This is a genomic window from Blautia sp. MCC283, from assembly GCF_018785565.1.
In the GTDB taxonomy this organism is placed as follows: Bacteria; Bacillota; Clostridia; order Lachnospirales; family Lachnospiraceae; genus Blautia_A.
Window position 1 is genome coordinate 231545 of sequence record NZ_WQQB01000028.1, and the last position, 19159, is coordinate 250703.

18 protein-coding genes are annotated in these 19159 nt (G+C 44.4%); 3 read left to right on the forward strand and 15 right to left on the reverse strand.

Annotated features, from left to right (window positions below):
* Window positions 1–117 precede the first annotated feature (117 nt).
* The gene (gene aroC, locus GPK81_RS10505; RefSeq protein WP_215707010.1) at window positions 118–1212 is read left to right on the forward strand and encodes a chorismate synthase; all 1095 of its coding nucleotides are present in this window, start codon (window positions 118–120) and stop codon (window positions 1210–1212) included.
* Between the two features lie 150 nt (window positions 1213–1362).
* Here the strand turns inward: aroC and GPK81_RS10510 are convergent, their stop codons facing one another.
* The 7 genes from GPK81_RS10510 to hemA form a co-directional block, all read right to left on the reverse strand.
* The gene (locus tag GPK81_RS10510) at window positions 1363–2448 is read right to left on the reverse strand and encodes a lactonase family protein (RefSeq protein ID WP_021977696.1); all 1086 of its coding nucleotides are present in this window, start codon (window positions 2446–2448) and stop codon (window positions 1363–1365) included.
* Between the two features lie 132 nt (window positions 2449–2580).
* Entirely contained in the window at window positions 2581–3861 is a 1281-nt protein-coding gene (gene hemL, locus GPK81_RS10515) for a glutamate-1-semialdehyde 2,1-aminomutase (RefSeq protein ID WP_118062483.1), read from the reverse strand.
* Entirely contained in the window at window positions 3861–4844 is a 984-nt protein-coding gene (gene hemB / locus GPK81_RS10520) for a porphobilinogen synthase (protein ID WP_021977698.1), read from the reverse strand. The genes hemL and hemB overlap by 1 nt, the downstream gene beginning before the upstream one ends.
* 2 nt (window positions 4845–4846) lie before the next feature.
* Window positions 4847–6352, reverse strand: coding sequence for a uroporphyrinogen-III C-methyltransferase (gene cobA, locus GPK81_RS10525; RefSeq protein WP_215707011.1), 1506 nt, complete (start codon window positions 6350–6352; stop codon window positions 4847–4849).
* Window positions 6349–7251, reverse strand: coding sequence for a hydroxymethylbilane synthase (gene hemC, locus GPK81_RS10530; RefSeq protein WP_118062485.1), 903 nt, complete (start codon window positions 7249–7251; stop codon window positions 6349–6351). Before hemC ends, cobA begins: the two co-directional genes overlap by 4 nt.
* Complete coding sequence (locus GPK81_RS10535) at window positions 7229–7723, reverse strand: precorrin-2 dehydrogenase/sirohydrochlorin ferrochelatase family protein (RefSeq protein WP_118071637.1); 495 nt, start codon at window positions 7721–7723, stop codon at window positions 7229–7231. The genes hemC and GPK81_RS10535 overlap by 23 nt, the downstream gene beginning before the upstream one ends.
* Window positions 7713–8942 carry a glutamyl-tRNA reductase gene (hemA, locus tag GPK81_RS10540; protein WP_118062486.1) on the reverse strand — a complete coding sequence of 410 codons (1230 nt, stop codon included), beginning with the start codon at window positions 8940–8942 and terminating at the stop codon, window positions 7713–7715. Before hemA ends, GPK81_RS10535 begins: the two co-directional genes overlap by 11 nt.
* Before the next feature lie 234 nt (window positions 8943–9176).
* On the opposite strand from hemA, the gene GPK81_RS10545 reads away from it, so the two are divergent.
* Window positions 9177–9974 carry a sirohydrochlorin cobaltochelatase gene (locus GPK81_RS10545; protein WP_148447201.1) on the forward strand — a complete coding sequence of 266 codons (798 nt, stop codon included), beginning with the start codon at window positions 9177–9179 and terminating at the stop codon, window positions 9972–9974.
* 123 nt (window positions 9975–10097) lie between these two features.
* Here the strand turns inward: GPK81_RS10545 and GPK81_RS10550 are convergent, their stop codons facing one another.
* The 8 genes from GPK81_RS10550 to GPK81_RS10585 form a co-directional block, all read right to left on the reverse strand.
* Window positions 10098–11309, reverse strand: coding sequence for an NADP-dependent isocitrate dehydrogenase (locus GPK81_RS10550; protein ID WP_174088011.1), 1212 nt, complete (start codon window positions 11307–11309; stop codon window positions 10098–10100).
* A gap of 163 nt (window positions 11310–11472) precedes the next feature.
* Window positions 11473–12309, reverse strand: coding sequence for a S8 family peptidase (locus GPK81_RS10555; protein ID WP_118071634.1), 837 nt, complete (start codon window positions 12307–12309; stop codon window positions 11473–11475).
* A gap of 121 nt (window positions 12310–12430) precedes the next feature.
* Window positions 12431–13390 carry a transglutaminase-like domain-containing protein gene (locus tag GPK81_RS10560; protein ID WP_215707012.1) on the reverse strand — a complete coding sequence of 320 codons (960 nt, stop codon included), beginning with the start codon at window positions 13388–13390 and terminating at the stop codon, window positions 12431–12433.
* 16 nt (window positions 13391–13406) lie between these two features.
* Window positions 13407–14402 carry an SH3 domain-containing protein gene (locus tag GPK81_RS10565; protein WP_118071632.1) on the reverse strand — a complete coding sequence of 332 codons (996 nt, stop codon included), beginning with the start codon at window positions 14400–14402 and terminating at the stop codon, window positions 13407–13409.
* Between the two features lie 14 nt (window positions 14403–14416).
* Entirely contained in the window at window positions 14417–15814 is a 1398-nt protein-coding gene (locus GPK81_RS10570) for an alginate O-acetyltransferase AlgX-related protein (protein ID WP_215707013.1), read from the reverse strand.
* Window positions 15815–15829: 15 nt separating this feature from the next.
* Window positions 15830–17224, reverse strand: a complete 1395-nt coding sequence (locus GPK81_RS10575; RefSeq protein WP_215707014.1) for an MBOAT family O-acyltransferase — start codon at window positions 17222–17224, stop codon at window positions 15830–15832.
* A gap of 27 nt (window positions 17225–17251) precedes the next feature.
* The gene (locus GPK81_RS10580; protein ID WP_118071630.1) at window positions 17252–17902 is read right to left on the reverse strand and encodes a hypothetical protein; all 651 of its coding nucleotides are present in this window, start codon (window positions 17900–17902) and stop codon (window positions 17252–17254) included.
* 17 nt (window positions 17903–17919) lie between these two features.
* Window positions 17920–18744, reverse strand: a complete 825-nt coding sequence (locus tag GPK81_RS10585; RefSeq protein WP_118071629.1) for a transglutaminase-like domain-containing protein — start codon at window positions 18742–18744, stop codon at window positions 17920–17922.
* A gap of 247 nt (window positions 18745–18991) precedes the next feature.
* Between GPK81_RS10585 and GPK81_RS10590 the strand changes: the two genes are divergently transcribed.
* Complete coding sequence (locus GPK81_RS10590; protein ID WP_215707015.1) at window positions 18992–19153, forward strand: hypothetical protein; 162 nt, start codon at window positions 18992–18994, stop codon at window positions 19151–19153.
* Window positions 19154–19159: the final 6 nt, after the last annotated feature.

Consider the following 19159-nt stretch of genomic DNA (forward strand, 5'->3'; position numbering starts at 1 on the left):
TTTAAATGATTTCACATGCTCTTTACATAAAAATTCATTCTGTTTTCCACGTTCTTTACATTTTTTCCGGCTTCCTATATAATGATTCCAGAATTCCAACGAAAGGAAGTTATACAAATGAGTCAGTCATCATTCGGAAAAAAATTCGTAGTTACTACCTGGGGAGAATCTCATGGCAAGGCTATCGGTGCAGTTCTCGACGGCTGCCCCGCAGGTCTTTCTCTCTGCGAGGAAGATATCCAGGTTTTTCTTGACCGGAGGAAACCCGGCCAGAGCCGCTACACAACTGCCCGTAAAGAAGGGGATCTGGTTGAAATCCTTTCCGGAGTTTTTGAAGGAAAAACTACCGGCACACCGATTTCTCTTCTGATCCGCAATACCGACCAGCGTTCCCGGGATTACGGAAATATTGCATACTCCTACCGCCCCGGTCATGCAGACTTTACCTTTGACCAGAAATACGGTTTCCGCGATTACCGTGGAGGCGGACGTTCTTCCGGAAGGGAAACCGCCGGCCGTGTGGCAGCCGGTGCCATTGCCATCAAGCTGTTAAATGAACTTGGTATTACTTTTACCACCTATGCGAAATCCATCGGTCCTGTGGAAATCCAGTCTTTCTCAGAAGAAGAGATCCGGAACAATTCCCTCTGTATGCCAGACGCCGATGCGGCAGAAAAAGCATCCGCCTATCTCGAGCAGTGTCTCAATAACCAGGACAGTGCAGGCGGTGTGATCGAATGCCGGATCAAAAATGTTCCTGCTGGTCTGGGTGATACGGTTTTTGACAAGCTGGATGCCACTCTTGCTCATGCGATCATGTCCATCGGTGCTGTAAAAGCTGTTGAGATCGGTGACGGTATTAATGTGACACGTCTTACCGGTTCCGAAGACAACGACGGTTTTGTCCAGAAAGACGGCATCATTTCTAAGACCTCCAACCATGCAGGCGGTATCATGGGCGGTATGAGTGACGGCAGTGACATTATCCTCCGTGCCCATATCAAACCAACACCATCGATCAGCCAGCCCCAGTTCACCGTAACCAGCTCCGGCGAAAATCTGGAGCTTGAGATCAAAGGACGCCATGATCCTGTTATTGTTCCACGTGCCGTAGTTGTTGTGGAAGCCATGGCAGCTCTCACCATCACCGATGCACTTTTTGCCAATATGAGCGCACGCATGGACCGCATCCACGAATTCTATCGCAGATAAAACCGCCCTCATTCCCGGCAGATCCGTGGATTCATCCGTAATGCCAAATGCTTTTCCAGCAAAAAACAGACTCAGGGAATCTTATTGCTTATCCCTGAGTCTGTTTTTGTATCCGGATATCTGGCCGTTGCAGTCATTTACCGAAAAGAATTATTTGCAGATGCCATCCACATCTCCCGGCACCGGCCAGATATGGATGCTGTTCGGTGTTTCGATCTTTCTTGGCTTCTCATTCATCATAATAATATTTTTTTCGTAATCTACTGTAAAAACAGTAATACTGTTACTTCCATGATTTGCAATGGCAATATGTTTGTTATCCGGGAAGATCATAAGATCTTTCGGATAATCACCACTGATCGGAAGGGTAAATTTCTTGGTCAGAAGGCCGGTTTCCTGGTCTACCGCATACATGGTTACTGTGTTCTCACCTGCAGTTGTGCAGAAAAGATATTTGCCATCCGCAGAAAGAGACATGCCTGATGCTGCGTTGTGAATCGCATCATTGGCGTCTTCTTTTCCAAGAGTGGTAATACTCTGGAGCAGCTGGAACTCCGGGTTCTTGCCGCTTCCGTCATAGCTGTATACCTTAACCTCATTGCTGAGCTCAAAAAGAAGATATGCAAATCTTCCATCATCACTGAAACGGATAATACGAGGGCCACTCTCTCTCGGGCAGCGGAGGATGTCAACAAGCTCCAGTTTATCTTTCTTCTTGTTGATCCTGTAGATCTTAACCTGATCAATGCCATTATCTACCGCACAGAGATATTTGTTATCCGGTGTGGGGCGGACACAATTTACATGTGGACGGAAGTTACGTTCTGCCACACTTCCAAGTCCTTTATGGAAAACACCGTCCATAACACTTCCCAGACGTCCGTCTTTATGTGTATGTACAACCGTTACCTTACCATCATGATAACCTGCTACATAAAGATATCTTCCGTCTACATCTGTTGCAAGATAACAGCCTCGCATTCCGTTAATATCTACGCTGTTAATACGGGAAAGATCTCCATTTTCATCTCTCTCGAATACAGCCACACCTTCATCCTCGATGGAGTACAGATATTTACCGTTTTTGGAAACTGCCAGATGAGATGCATTGCTGACCTCTACCTCACTGCGCTCTGTCAGTGTTCCGTTCTCTACATCTACATCGTATACCTGAATTCCCTTACTGGTTCCATGGGTATATGTTCCCACGTAAGCCACGTACTTCTTTTTTCCCATAAGCTCTGGCCTCCTGCTTTCACATTCATTACGTATTTTTGTGTTTATTTTATCACAAAGTTTTTTGAAGAACAAGTTACCATCCTACTATCTTTGTGTAAATTCCTGTGCAAAATCATTTTTTTGCGGAAATTACAGATCTCCCAGGGCGCTTCTCATTGCTTCCAGAGTTTCGTCGATCACTTCATCTGTGTGTGCTGTGGAAAGGAACATTGCCTCAAACTGGGACGGCGCAAGATGGATGCCACGTTTCAGCATTCCCTTGAAATATTTTGCAAAAAGATCCAGGTTGGAAGTTTTTGCGGAAACATAATCTTTTACTTCCTGATCTGTAAAGAAGATACTTGCCAGGGAAGAATCATAATTCACCTGATATGGAAGGCCTTTTTCCTCCACGATCTTTTTCAGACCTCCGTAAAGTTTCTCTCCTTTTACTGCCAGCTCTTTATAGATCTCCTGATGCTCATAGAGATATTTCAGCTGTGTGAATCCTGCTGCCATGGCAACCGGATTTCCACTTAAGGTACCTGCCTGGTATACAGGACCACACGGTGAGATCAGATCCATGATCTCTTTGCGGCCGCCATATGCACCTACCGGCATTCCTGCGCCGATGATTTTTCCATAGGTGACAAGATCCGGGCGAATGCCAAAATACTCTGCGGCTCCGCCAAAGGCAAGACGGAATCCTGTGATTACCTCATCAAAGATCAGCAGACAGTTATGCTCATCACAAAGCTGGCGAAGTCTCTTTAAGAAACCTGGTTTCGGAGGAACTACGCCCATGTTTGCTCCTATTGCCTCCACGATCACTGCCGCCACATTTCCCTCTTCCTGTTTGAGAAGCGCTTCCACGCTGGCCGCATCATTGTAGGTTGCAGTCATGGTATCCTGTGTGCAGCCCTTGGGAACACCGGCGCTGTCCGGAATACCGCTTGCCATGACACCGGAACCGGCACTTACCAGAAGGCAGTCACTGTGTCCGTGGTAGCAGCCTGCAAATTTGATGATCTTGTCTTTTCCGGTGAAACCTCTTGCCGCACGGATGGCACTCATAACAGCCTCTGTTCCGGAGTTTACCATACGAATCATATCTACATGCGGAATATGCTCACAGATAAATTCTGCAATCTCCACTTCAATTTCCGTAGCGCATCCAAAGCTCAGGCCATTTTCGCAGGCCTTGATCACGCTCTCACGGATTTCCGGGAAATTATGCCCCAGGATCATCGGGCCCCAGGAATCAATGTAATCCACATAACGGTTTCCGTCCACATCATAGATGTAACATTTATCAGCTTTTTCAATAAAACGAGGTGCCTCACCGATGGCTCCGTAAGATCTTACCGGGCTGTTTACACCTCCCGGAATTCTTTTTACCGCACGCTCAAATAACTGTTCTGATTTTGTCATCAGCCGATTCTCCCTTCATCCATAAGTCTTGCCAGAAGTTCTGCATAGTAGGTAAGATAGATCTGTGCGCCGGAACGGAATGCTCCGGTAGCCATCTCGCCTACGATTCTTTCCTCATCAATCCAGCCATTTGCGGCTGCAGCTTTTACCATGGCATATTCACCACTGACACTGTATGCCGCAACTGGTACATTGGTGGCTTCCTTTACCTGCCAGATCATATCCTGATATGCAAGAGCCGGTTTTACCATGATGATGTCTGCGCCTTCCTCAACATCTGTAAGGGCTTCTTTCAGGCCTTCTCTGCTGTTGTGCGGGTCCATCTGGTAACTCTTTCTGTCACCAAAAGACGGAGCAGAATCAGCCGCTTCACGGAACGGGCCATAAAATGCGGAAGCATATTTTACCGCATAGGACATAATCGGAGTTGTATAATGTCCGGCTTTATCCAGGCACTCCCTGATTGCTGCAACACGGCCATCCATCATATCGGAAGGTGCTACCATATCCGCTCCTGCCTCTACGTGGGAAAGTGCTGTTTTTGCAAGAAGATCCAGTGTTTTGTCATTGTCCACATCATGGCCGCAGAGAACGCCGCAGTGTCCATGGGAAGTGTACTCACACATGCATACGTCTGTTACATAATAAAGTTCCGGGAATTTCTCTTTTGCAATGCGAAGAGCTCTCTGAACAATTCCCTCCGGATCATAGGCGCCGCTGCCCACTTCATCCTTATGGTCAGGAATACCAAAAAACATTACACTGCCAACACCTGCTTTGGAAAGCTGCTCCAGTTTATAGGGAAGACGATCCAGGCTATAGCGGTACTGTCCGGTCATGGACGGAATTTCTTCTTCCTTGTTTTCTCCCTCCATCACAAACATGGGATACATAAGAGAAGATTTATCCATTCTTGTCTCACGTACCATCTTACGAAGGTTTTCACTGCCTCTTAATCTTCTTGGTCTTTTTGTCAGTTCCATGATCATTCGCTCCTTTTCATATCCTCCACCAGTTTGACAAGACTGTCAATGGTGGCTTTTTCTGCCATATATGCTTTCATTCCAAAGCTCTCGGCTGCCGCTTTCGTCTGTCTGCCGATGCAAGCTGCCCTGACCTTTGAATAATCCAGTCCTTTTGTTCCCTCCACAAATCCTTTCACAGTGGAAGCACTTGTAAATACCGCACAGCTGATCTGTCCTGTCTCAAATTCCTTCTTTTCATCAATAAGCTGACTCTTTTCGTAAAGAGTCTGATAGGTTGGAATATCCTCAACCTCAGCCCCTGCCTGTGTCAGAAATTCAGTAAGCTTTTCGTTGCCTTTTTCCGCCCGCGGGATGAGAATTTTTTCTCCGCCGGAAAGGATCTCTGAAAGTTCCTTTCCAAGGGTATCCCCGTCATATACAGACGGCACAAAGTCTGCCAGAAGGCCCCTTTCTTTCAAAGCCTTTTTGGTTCCCTCACCGATCACTGCCAGACGGACCTTTCCCATGGCACGGATATCTTTTCCATGGCGGACGAGTTCCTCAAAGAATACCCTCACCCCTGTAGGGCTGGTAAATACAAGCCACTGATAATTTTCCAGGTGATCCATTGCTTCATACAAACGGCTCTGATCTTCCATGGGTACCGTACGGATTGCCGGAAGTTCCAGAACCTCTGCGCCTTTTTCCCGGAGTTTGTCCGCAGTTCTGGAAACTAGTTCTTTTGGCCTTGTGACAAGAACTTTCCAGCCTGCAAGAGGCAGTTCTTCATACCAGCCAAACTTCTCTGCCAACGTACATACCTTACCTACTACAATGATCGCCGGTGTCTCAATTCCCTGGCGTTTTACCTCTTCTTCCAGGGTGGAAACGGTAGCCACGATCCGTTTCTGTCCTGCTGTAGTGCCTTTTTGAAGGATTGCCGCAGGCATATCTTTTTCCATGCCTGCATTTATAAGACCGGCACAGATATCCGGAAGTGCCGACACACCCATCAGAAATACAAGAGTTCCCTTTGTATCAACAAGCGCACGGAAATCAATGTCATATTCTTTTCCGGCTCTTTTATGCCCTGTGATGATGTGGACCGAAGAGCAGAAATCTCTGTGCGTTACCGGAACCCCGTTATATGCCGGTACTGCAATGGAAGAAGTAACTCCCGGAACGACTTCGTAAGGGATCCCATTCTCCCGAAGAAGTTCCAGTTCCTCTCCGCCTCTTCCGAAAAGAAATGGATCTCCTCCTTTCAGACGCACCACGCGAAGACCTTTTTGCGCCTCCTCAAGAAGTACCTGATTGATATTTTCCTGACGCATGATGTGGTGACTGGCACGTTTTCCTACATTAATAAGCTTCACACCTTCCGGAATCCGTGACAAAACGCCCTGGCCTACCAGACTGTCATAGACAACCACATCTGCCTGTTCCAGAACTTTAAGACCTTTTAATGTAAAAAGGCCGATATCACCAGGGCCTGCGCCTACCAGCCATACTTTTCCTGTTTTCATCTGTTTTCTCCTTTTTTCCGAAGAGTTTCCGCAAGTTCCCTGCCCAGGCTTTCCGCATCGGCCTTGTCGCCACGCAATGTTCCCGTAACATAGGAACCGTCTTTTTCATTATAATAAAGTCCTCTGAGATAAAGCTCATCTCCGGAAATTTCTGCATGGGCAGCTACCGGAGAAGAACATCCTCCATCCAGAAGTTTTACAAAGGCACGCTCTGCTCTTCCTGCGGCCCAGGCCTCTTCATCACAGTAACCGTTCAGGAAACTGTAATCCTCACCTTTTCGTCCCTGTACCGCAAGGATTCCCTGGCCTGCTGCCGGAATGATCTCATCGGCTGTAAAATACCGGTTGATCCTGGATTCCAGTCCAAGTCTCTTAAGCCCGGCTGCAGCCAGGATCAGTGCACTGTACTGCCCTTCATCCAGTTTCCGGAGTCTTGTCTGAAGATTTCCACGGATGCTTTTGACCTCCATATCCGGATACAGCTTCTTAAGCTGAAGTGTACGTCTCAGGCTGGAACATCCGAGAGGCTTACTTTTATCCAGCTCGGAAACTCCCTCCGGAAGTACCAGTACATCTCTTGGATCTTCTCTTCTGGAAAAGGCCAGAAGGGGCAGTTCTTCCGGAACTTCCATAGGCATATCTTTCAGGCTGTGCACAGAAAGGATACTTCTTCCATCCATCAGTGCTTTATCCAGTTCCTTTACAAAAAGTCCCTTTCCGCCAACCTTGTCCAGGGTGCGGTCCAGAATGATATCTCCGGTGGTTTTCATGGTAAGGATTTCCACTTCCATTTCCGGATTTTTTTCTTTTATATAATCACGGACCATTTCACTCTGGAGTACCGCAAGTTTACTCTCCCTGCTGCCAATTATAATCTTACTTTTCTTCGTCTTCATCATCCTGCTCCTTCAGTACCTTTTCCAGCGCTTTCTGAATTTCTTCCCTGACACGCTTTGCCTTTTTGTGGTCAAGACCGCTGGCTGTAACTCCTACTACCATTTCATCTCTCATATAGATACCCGGGAAATAAAAATCACAGGATTCACGGTCGGAGGCTACATTTACATAAATGCCCTCCTCCCTACAGACACGGTGGATCTCATCATTTAATTTCCAGTCATTGGTGGCCGCAATCACCATGTAGGCACTGGCAAAATCAGAACGCTTTACAGGGCGGATATGTAAATTTACGGTCCCGGCTTTTCCAAGATCCATAAGTTCCTGTGTAACTTTTGTTGCCACGACTGTGATATTCCTTGTAAATTTCAGAAGTGTTTTTACCCGTCTGGTGGCGATATTACCGCCGCCTGCCACAACAATATTCTTGTCTGACAGATCAATAAACATGGGGAAATACGGTTTATTCTTCATAAAGTTTCTCCAGTCCTTCCACACATTCCAGAAAAACATCCTGGTTCAGGCTGTCACGAAGTCCGAAGATCAGCTTGTTCACAACCTTTCCGGCTGCCGTATCCACTGCTTTTTTCAGCTTCTCCCTGTCTGAATCTTCCATAGGAGTTTTCCGGAATATTTTTTCGATTCTTAAGTTCAGATCTTCCACAGCATCAGCCTTGATTTCCTGAATACGGGGAATAATATCACGGCCATCCAGCCACTGGAAGAATTCTTCCATCTGTTCTTTTACAATTTTTCCTGCTGCTTCCAGGTTATCTGCAAGTTCCTTTGGTGTTTCGCTGGTACGGAAGCTGTCCATATCATAAAGTGTGATATTTTCTTTCTTTCGGATCTCCGGATCAATATCTCTCGGGACTGCCAGATCAATAAGAATCATTGGCCGTTCCACCCGTACATCCTCAAACAGTTCTTCCGTCAGTGTATAGTTGGGACTTGCCGTCGCACTGACAACCAGATCACATTCCGGCAGATAGTCCATTCTTTCCCCATAGTTGATTCTGCTGCATCCAACCGGAATGTTTACCACTCCGCTTCTGTACTGACGGATTGTAACCGTCACATCCGCACCGGCCTCCCTGAGTGTCTGTGCTGCCATTTTTCCCATTTCACCGTTTCCGATTACCATACAGACTTTATTTCTTACATGGTATCCGCCCTCCTCAAGAAAGCGGATTGCCTGATGGATCACAGAAGGATTTCCGTGGGAAAAAGGAACCTCTGTCTTGATCTTCTTTCCTGCAGTTACAGCCATCCGGAACAGCACCTCCAGAACGCTGTCTGTAGTAAACTCTTCCCTTGCAAAACTCAACGCGTCTTTTACCTGGGTAAGGATCTGGTCCTCTCCCAGAATCTGAGATTTCAGTCCGCTTGTGAGATAAAAAAGATGCTCTACAGCCTCCTCATTTTCTCGGCTGATAAAGTATTTTCGGTATTCTTCCCCTTCAATTCCCTTCAGCCTGCAAAGCCACTGATAGAGTTCCGGTTTTTCATTTTCTTCCGTGCTTACCCAGAGTTCCAGCCGGTTGCAGGTTGACAGAATAATACACCCACAGATCCCCGGCTCTTTTTTCAGCTTAAGCAGTGCCTCACCGGTATTCTTCCTGGTGAAGGCAAAAAGAGCTCTGATATCCACAGGTGCCATATTATGGTCAATTCCAAGCATGAATATACTCATGTCTTTCGTTCTCCTTTGTTTCCAGGTGGTTTCATCCACCAACGATATGTCAAGCGAATATTCGCAATTATATAACTGTATTCCCGTACATTTCTCATATGTCCGCAGTCTTTTATAATGATAAACATTTCCGCCCGGAAAGTCAACTACGATTGACAATCCTGTACCCTCCTTTTATAATAACTTCAGGTAGAAAATGCGGAAAATATATTTCAGGATGGAGGAAATCCCTGTATGAATGCAGCTTCAAAAAAAGCAATCCTCATAGTCAGTTTTGGTACAAGCTATGAGAACACCCGTAAACGGACCATCGACGCCATCGAACGTGATATCGCCGATGCGTTTCCTGTCTGTCCGGTCTATCGTGCCTGGACAAGCAAGATGATTATTGCCAAATTAAAAAAACGTGACGGAATCATCATACACACCGTAAAAGAAGCCATGGAACAGATGCTTCTCGATGGAATTACTGATGTGATCGTACAGCCTACTCATGTAATCAACGGAATTGAAAACGACCAGATGAAAGCAGACGCCCTTTCTTTCCGTGACCGTTTTTCAAGTATTGTTTTCGGAAATCCCCTTCTTACCACAGAAGAAGATAACCAGGCTGTTGTCCAGGCTGTTGCTGGTGAGTTTCAGGATATGGACCAGGAAACAGCCCTTGTTCTCATGGGACACGGAACCGAGCATTATGCAAATTCTGTTTATGCTGCCCTGGATTATCGTTTTAAAGATATGGGCCATAAAAATATCTTTCTCGGAACTGTTGAGGCTTATCCTGCCCTGGATTCTCTTCTCCGGGCTGCGGACAGCTTTCAGCCAAAAAAGATTGTCCTTGCTCCTTTTATGATCGTAGCAGGCGATCATGCACAGAACGATCTGGCCGGTGAAGATCCGGATTCCTGGATGAACCGCCTTTCCTCGGAAGGGTATGAGGTAACTCCCGTACTGAAGGGTCTTGGCGAATATCCGAAAATCCGCCAGATTCTCGTAGATCATGTACAGCAGGCCATGGACGCTTCGATCTGATTCTAAACAGGGTATATTTTTTATATCCACCATAAAAAACTGCACCGGAATCCATCTTAGGATCTTCCGGTGCAGCTTTTTTATTTTTATGAAATTACTGAAAATTTTGAAAATTTCTGTTATTTATGCCATTAACTCATCCAGTCTTGCTTTGACAGCAAGGATAAATTCTTTACTGTTCAGTACCTGTACATCTTTCAGGGAAGTGATCAGTGCAAGGTCTTTTGTCATCTTTCCGCTCTCGATGGTATCCAGTGTTGCTTTTTCCAGTTTTCCCGCAAAATCAGCAAGTGCTTCATTTCCGTCCAGCTCTCCTCTCTTGCGGAGTGCTCCTGTCCATGCAAAGATTGTTGCCACAGAGTTTGTGGAGGTTTCTTTTCCCTCAAGATGACGGTAATAATGTCTCTGAACTGTTCCGTGAGCAGCCTCATACTCAAAATATCCTTTCGGAGATACCAGCACGGAAGTCATCATTGCAAGAGAACCGAATGCGGAAGAAACCATATCACTCATAACATCTCCATCATAGTTCTTGCAGGCCCAGATAAATCCACCTTCTGCCTTCATAACACGGGCTACGATATCATCGATCAGACTGTAGAAGTAAGTCAGGCCGGCTTCTTCAAATTTATCTTTAAACTCTGCCTCAAAGATCTGCTGGAAAATCTCTTTAAATCTTCCATCGTATGTCTTGGAAATGGTATCCTTGCTTCCGAACCATACATCCTGTTTGGTATCCAGTGCATAATTAAAGCAGCTTCTTGCAAAGCTCTTTACGGAATCATCCAGGTTGTGCATGCCGCGGAGAACACCTGCTCCGTCAAAATGCTGGATCAGTTCTTTACGCTCTTCTCCGTCCTCGCCCTCAAATACGAGATATGCATCTCCCGGTTTGTCAATATAAAATTCTGTATTTTTATAGATGTCACCATATGCATGACGTGCAAGTGTGATCGGTTTCACCCAGTTCTTTACACATGGCTCAATTCCTTTTACTACAATCGGAGCGCGGAATACGGTTCCATCAAGAATAGCACGGATCGTTCCATTAGGACTCTTGTACATTTTTTTCAGATCATACTCTTCCATTCTGGCTGCATTCGGTGTGATGGTAGCACATTTTACTGCAACTCCGTATTTCTTGGTTGCTTCTGCCGCATCAATCGTCACCTGATCATCTGTCTCGTTTCTGTGTTCAAGGCCAAGATCATAATACTCTGTATTCAGTTCCAGATATGGTGTGAGAAGTTCGTCTTTGATGATCTGCCACAGAATACGTGTCATCTCGTCTCCATCCATCTCAACTAAAGGTGTCTGCATTTTGATTTTTTCCATATTATTTTCTCCTTTTGAGGTTTATTCTCCTGTCCGGATTCCAGGTGCTCTTTCCTTTAGAATCTTTCTTTGGCACTTTTACTGTACATTGTACTCATATTTTTCATTTCCGTCAACGCTTTTATGCTTTACCACACTATGTTTATAAGAATTGTATAATAATTTAGTTTTTTATTAATTTTTCACAGTTAAATTTTCCCCACCCCTGCTGATTTCTGGGAAGTCCCATATCATCCGTGCTTTCTCTTAACAACATCTTTATTTCCACGTTGGAAAGCTGCGGCTCTTTTTCCAGAAGACAGGCAATTCCTCCGGATACCAGCGGCGTTGACATGGAAGTTCCACTCTTGATCCGGTACGTGTAGGGAATCCCCGGCGCACAGGAAGTTACACGATTCCCCGGTGCAACCAGATCAGGCTTGCACACACACTCAAACGTAGGTCCTCTTCCGGAAACTGCCTTATTTCCCTGCAGCATATCACTGGATCCTACGGTAATAATCTTCCGGCTGCTTCCCGGTGCTGTCACTGTGCCATCCCCAGGCCCTTGGTTCCCGGCAGCTGCCACTACCGTAAAACCTTTATCCCACAGCTGTTCCACGCCTGCAAGAAGATCCGTCTGTTCATTCATACTGCGCGAAGTTGTTCCTACCGAAATATTTACAATGCGGATATTATAAATTTTTCCAAAATCTTCAATCCACTGAAAAGCCTGAAGTACATCTTCACGGCTGCCATTCCCGAAACGATCCAGCACTTTAAGCGCAACAATGCCACATCCGGGAGCAGCCCCCTTATATCTGCCCTGGGATGCCGTGCCGTCTCCGCCCAGAATGCCGCTGACATGGGTTCCATGTCCGTTATCATCATAGGGACCTGATTTTCCTTCTGTAAAATCACAGAATGCCAAAATACGCCTGCCAAAATCTATATGCGGAAAAATTCCTGTATCCAGTACGGCTACACCGATTCCTTTTCCGGTATATTTTCTTTTATACATAAACAAAAAATCTCCTGCCGGACAGATGATTTCTCTTTAATTTATTCAGAAAACAGCTATCCCGGAACCTTTTCCGTAAAAAGATCCCGGGATAAATCCCAGGATCTTTTTTATTAATTATTTAATTCCCACTACCTGTACGGAAGTTTACTTTCTTCTGGATCTGATTATCCATTCCATAGCCATAGCTTCCATAAACGCCAGTATGCCAGCCCTTTGCCTGACCTTCCGGATCATAATGAAGTCCGTTGATGATCACCCAGCTGTGTCTGGTATAACCATCACCTGCACCATCTCTAGAACCCGGGACACGTCCGCATATCACATATGGATCATATCCTATTTCTCTGGCCAGAGCAGCAAACGCACAGGCATATCCATAACAGTTACCTCTTCCAGTTGCCAGTGTTCTCCTTGCAGTTGCCCTCCACCAGTTATTCTGGTTTAAATTCGGATAATATGCAGAGGAATAGTAAGTTCTGCTTACTACATAATTCCAGCATGCTCTCAGTTTCTGACTCTGTGACATTTTACTGTTTGTAATATTTTTAACTACACCCATACATTCCAGTTTCAGACTACGCATATCATTTTTTACTGCCTGTCCTTTGCTGTTAAAGGAAATTCCCTCCAATGTACGGTTTTTATAGAAACGTCCCCAGGAATCCGCATAATACAGATTTTTGTCCGGAAGACAAAGCCAGCCTCTTGACGGGTTTCCATATTTATTTACGTAATAAGAATATTGCCCCACACTGACGATCCGTGATCCACTTCCTGTCAGAAGTCTTCCCGCCGTATCAAACACATAAAGTTTTCCGCCAATTTTATTGTGATAAGTCACCGCATGATATTTTGATCCAAAATAATAACGCTTTCCATTTATGGTTTTCCACTGTGTTTTTATCTTTTTTCCGTTTACATAGTAGTAATATCTTCCGGCCTCTTTATAAAGTCCTGTTTTCTTTTTGGCTGTAGTTGTAGTTGTTGCAGCCTGTGCATCACAGGTTACGGAAACTGAAACAATCTGTACTGCAAGGATCATAACAACTGCCATAAAAAATACTTTTAATCTTTTCATACATATCCCCTTATGATTAATACTCTTCGTATCTTACGCTTCCATCAGAATAGGTAATCTCATAATAGCCATGTCCGCTTCCATCACAGTCATCATAGGCCTGACGTCCTACTTCTGTGGGTTCTGATGCTGCATCTGCCGCTGCCTGCGCATCTGCTGCTGCCTGTGCGTCTGCCGCTGCCTGCGCGTCTGCCGCTGCCTGCGCGTCTGCTGCTGCCTGTGCGTCTGCTGCTGCCTGTGCATCTGCTGCTGCCTGCGCGTCTGCTGCTGCCTGCGCGTCTGCCGCTTTCTTTTCTTCCGCAGCTTTCTGCTCTGCCAGCATTTTGTCGATTTCCTCTTTATTAGCTGTAAAGTATGTATGGGATGCATATCCTTTTACACCGTCCCCTTCAACCTTCAGCCAACCCGGGCATACTGCTGTTACTTTAAATTCAGTTCCAAGAGAAGTCACTTTCAGAGACTTTGATTTTGCATCTGCTTTCTCACGGATGTTTACATTCGATTTCGCATAAACCGTCACAGCTTCTTCCAGTTTTCTTTCTTCTGCATCCTCTGCAGCTTCCTGTGTTTTTCCTTTTTCATCTGTATAACTGATATAAAGGATCTCGTACTCATTATAAAACACAGGATCTGTCCATTTATCTGGTGTTACATTTTTGAATGTACGTTCTGTTCCATCTTTCAGTGTGATCACAAGATCCTGTCCGCTTTCTTCGGTACTGTCTTTTTCAGCTGTGGAGTCGCTGGAATCTTTCTCTTTGCTGTCATCTTCTTTTGCTTCCTGAAGTTCTGCTGATTTTACAACAAGCCCGCTCTGGTTCTTTACCGTAAGATCCCCGATCTGAAAATCTTTTGCTTCTTCTTTTTCTTCTGTGGAATCCTTCGCTTCTGTCTTATCCGTACTTTCTTCCTTGGCTGTTGTTTCACCGGCAAATGCCATTGCAGGTGCACCAAAGCACATTGCGGCTGTTAATGTTAAGCTTAAGACTATCTGTACTGCTTTTCTTTTCATTTATGTTTCCTCCTTTATAACGTCAGCTCACCGATCACATGAGCTGAATCATCCTTTCCTGTAAGAATTTCAATTTGATTCCCGTCTGTCCCAAGAAGCGTGCCATCCAGGTACAAACAGAATCCATTGTTGTTTTCTTTCCCGTCTTCTGTTGAAATATCCATTGGAAAAGCTTCATAAATCTTATCCTGATTCACTCTCACATAAATTCTGCTTTCTGTATCCAGATATTTCTTTTCGATACGACCGGTAATCTTCCGGAATGTTCCCTGCATCTCACTTTCCACGGCATAAACTCCATCCGATGCAGATTCCTCTTCAGAAACGGTTACCTGCCGTTTTGGACTTTCCATGACCGGTGGAGACTGTGCCATTTCCGGAAGGAATCTCTCTGCCCGTTCCACAATGACCGTATCCGCATTTTTCTGATCCACTTCACTCATCTGATAAGGAACACCTCTGGAAAAATACGCATTTGCGTATGCATCTGCCATAAAAGGAAGCAGTGCGTTTCCAAAAGAATCACGGAACATGACAAGACTTCCTGATTTTACCGGATTTACTGTTGTGATCCTGGGATCAAAGTTACTTCCAACTTCACCCACATAGGCAAATGTTGTCTGTTTGTCATAATAGATCTCTTCTTCCGGAGTTACTGCAAGTGGATAAAGCATTTCATCCAGATCACCTGTGAAATCCGTCTTAACGGTATAAGGCTCATCCTGATAGGAAATATGCTCCTTTTTCAGAGATGAAAGCAAAGTTTCCGCTGCCATGGACGCACCTTTATTATTCCAGTGAGAATCTCTTTTATGATAAAGGATCTCCTGTTGCTCTGAAAGCATTCCATAAAGATCTGCATAGGCAACATTTTCTTTTTTCAGATACTCCTGAAGATTTATGAGATTTTTTTCCTGCGATGCTTTCAGGCTGTCATAATAAGGCATATTTTCTCCATACAGAGAATTTTTGTTCGGTGCTACAGTAAAAAGAAACTGCACACCTTTTTTCTCCAGAGCTTCCTGCATCATAGACAACGTATGTGCAATATTAAAAAGACTTCTTTCTGAAAGAAGCTCCTCTCCCAGATAATCCTGCAGGGAGTCTTTATAATAAAGCCATCCATCCGTACCCTGGATCACACCATCGGCTGTGGACACTCCGAAGAGCTTTCCGTTCAGAAGTGCATTCGCCGTTACGAGCTCATTTCGAAACGCAAAATGCTCCTGAAAATATTCACCCGCTTCCGGCAGCCACTGTGTGTTGATTCCTTCTTCTGTTTTTATCTTCGGAAACTCTGCCAGCCTGCGGTTTTCTGAAGATGTTTCCTGCTTTGTCACTGCCATTCCCAGAGACGGCACAAGACAAGCGGCGAAAAAAGCAGTAATATAAATAATCTGCAGTTTTTTCATGTTTTCTGCCTCCTCCTAGAATCGAAAATAAATAAACGGATTATAAGTTCCTCCGGCAAGACTCAGGATACAAAGGCAAAAGCCTGCAAGACTGAGCACGTAGGTAAATCCATTATACCATTTATACTTTTTCAATACCTGATTTACCGGAACTGCCGCAACAAGTGCCGCTGCCAGCGTTATAAAATATACTGGCGTCAGCTGCTGAAGAGTAAGACTCATAGCGGAAGTTTTCCAGCTGAAATCCGTAAACATTTCACGTATCCAGAAACATCCCTGTTTCATGGTATCTGCACGGAAAAACACAAATCCGATACAGACCGTCAGCAATGCATAGATATGTTGAAAAACGCTTTTGACCTTTCCGCCTTTTTTCCCAATGAACGGAACATATTCTTCCAGCATCAGAAAAAATCCATGATATGCTCCCCAGAACAAGAAGTTAAACGAAGCTCCATGCCAGATTCCTGTACACAAAAATACGATCATCTTATTGATCACTGTGCGGAATTTTCCTTTACGGTTTCCTCCAAGAGGAATGTACAGATATTCTTTAAACCATCCGGAAAGTGACATATGCCATCTTCTCCAGAACTCTTTAATACTTCCGGAAACATATGGATAGTTAAAATTCTCCCGGAAATGGAACCCAAACATCATTCCAAGTCCAAGCGCCATATCACTGTATCCGCTGAAATCAAAATAGATCTGCAGCATATAGGAAAGTGCGCCAAGCCAGGCGCCAGGCGCAGTGATCTGCGAAGCCGCTGCTCCAAAGAGATTGTCTGCTACCAGTCCCATGGTATTGGCGATCAGAACTTTTTTACTTAAGCCGGCAATAAAACAGCGCACACCTTTTCCCGTTTCTTCCAGACTTTGCCTGCGGTTATTTATTTCTAACTCCACATCATGATATTTTACGATCGGTCCTGCGATCAGCTGTGGAAAAAAAGAAATATAAAGCAGCACTTTTCCAAAGTTTTTCTGGACTGAAGCATTTCCTCTGTAAACATCAATCACATACGACAATGCCTGAAATGTAAAAAATGAGATTCCGATAGGCATCCGGATCTCTGGCACCGGAATTCCTGCATTCGTTACAGAATTAAAGGTCTCCACCAGAAAGCCTGAATATTTAAACAGGACAAGAAGACCTAAATTTACGATCACTGCCAGGGCCATCGAAATTCGCTTAAATTTCGGATGTTCTCCTACCAGGCGTGCAAAAATATAGTTACCAATTGAAGAACCAATCAGTAAAATTACATAAACCGGTTCCCCGTATGCATAAAAAAGAAGGCTTGCGATAACAAGCAGGCAGTTTTTGGCCCGCATCCCCGGCAAAAGAAGATGCAGACCAAAAACGACCGGAAGAAATACACACAGGAACACCATTGAGCTGAAAACCATAGTTGTATCTGTCCGTCTGGAAAAATCTTATTTACTGATCACATCCAGAACGATTTCCTTCCCTTTTTTATCTTTATATGTGTTGACCCAGAAAGATGTATACTCCAACATGTATTCCTGTCCATCACCATAGCATCCGCTAACTTTCTTTGTTCTTCTCGGACTTCCCAAAAGTTTTCGAAGTGCCGCAGAACTCTTTTCACGGACAAACGCTCTGCGCAGGCTTGCAGTTTTTTTACTGTCCAGCACTCCCGCATTGGTAAATGCATAAAATCCTGCCTTTGATGGCCCATATGCAGAATATCGGATTCCCTTTACCATCTGAGAATACTTGTTAAAACCGTAATAATTGTTACCAATCTTCTTTACTGTAATGTAATTTTCCCCGAAAAAAGTTCCTCCTCTGTAGGCCTTTCCGGTACCTGTAAAATAATGACGATAGCTTATTTTCTTACCTGTTGTTTTGTCTGTAACTGTCACATTCTTCCAAGCATTTTTTACTTTCTGTCCATTTACATAGTAATAATATTCACCATTTTCTCTTTTGAAACCGTTTTTTACTGTTGTTTTTGAAGCAGCAGCCTGTACTGTCTGTGCAGAAAAAAATGGTTCGAGTACAGGTATCTGTATCAACATGAGGCAGAGCACTGCTGCCACAATCTTTTTCCAGTTTTTCATATTTTACTCCTGTTTTATCAGAGAAGAATCTCTTCGTATGCTGTTTTTTTGTAGACTTTTTTCATGGTTGCAGAAGAGGAATTCTGCATATACCATTTTACATCTTTTCTTGTGGAATACTTTGCTGCGTTGGTATCAAAAATATACCATCTATTTCCAATCTTGATCTCTGTCCAGCCATGAGCCTGAGATCTGTTTTTATCAAATGCCGTGCTTGTTCCCCAGCAGACACGAACCGGCAATCCTGTGGCACGTTTTGCCAGAACTGCAAAAGAAGATGCAAATCCGTAACAGTTTCCTGTTTTATTTATCATGGTCTTCTGTGCGTAGCTGAGGCTTTTTCCTCTGCCAAACTGCTCCATAACACGTCTGTATGTGTAATTTTTCTTTGCATATGTATAAAGCTTATACAATGCATCTTTTTTTTGTGCATCTGTTGTAAGACATGTGGATATTTTCTGACTGGCAATTACGGCATCGGCTTTTTTCATCATATTGGCATTTACCGCTTTGGACTTTCCTGTATACTTTCCATCGTAAGCAAACTGCATGGACTTATAACTATTTCCGGATCTTACCGTATACCATCCTGTTTTTCTTGCTCCATTTGCACCAAGATAATAGGTTGCACCGTTAATCTTCCTCAACTGGCTGACGATTTTTTTGCCTTTTACATAGTAGCACCAGCCTGCACTCTCTTTTATCCAGCCATTTTTGACCGTTGCTCTGGTCACTGTGGATGTTGTCTGTGTTGTTGCCGCCTGCACAGATCCTGCTCCCAGTGTCAGGCAGATCAGCATTGCAATTGTAAGAAACAATCTGCTGACTCTTCTTTTTTTCATCTTCCTCTTCCTCCTTTTTAAAATAATTCATACCCGGTATTGATTATAACATTGCAAATATTGGGTTGCAATATCTCCTTCAACCTTTGTGCCTTATATGAAAAATTCTGTCACATAAAACCATTTTCAATACATATTTGGTATTTTCCCGAAAATGCATTTTTCTCAGTTTCTGTCATATAATGTATAAAATCCCTTATTTCCTCCAATACTTAACACATCTGAAAAAATAAAGGAGGTTTTCTTTATGCTTCTGTTTATTCTTGTATTCTTTGGACTCCAGATCTTTATCCTTTTCTGCTGTGCCGCAGCAGGTAACGATGCCGCTTCCCAGGAACTTTCCGACCAGGAACAGCTTCAGTTTATTGCAGAATGGAAAAAACAGCATCAGAAAAAGGACGTCTGCTGAAGAACG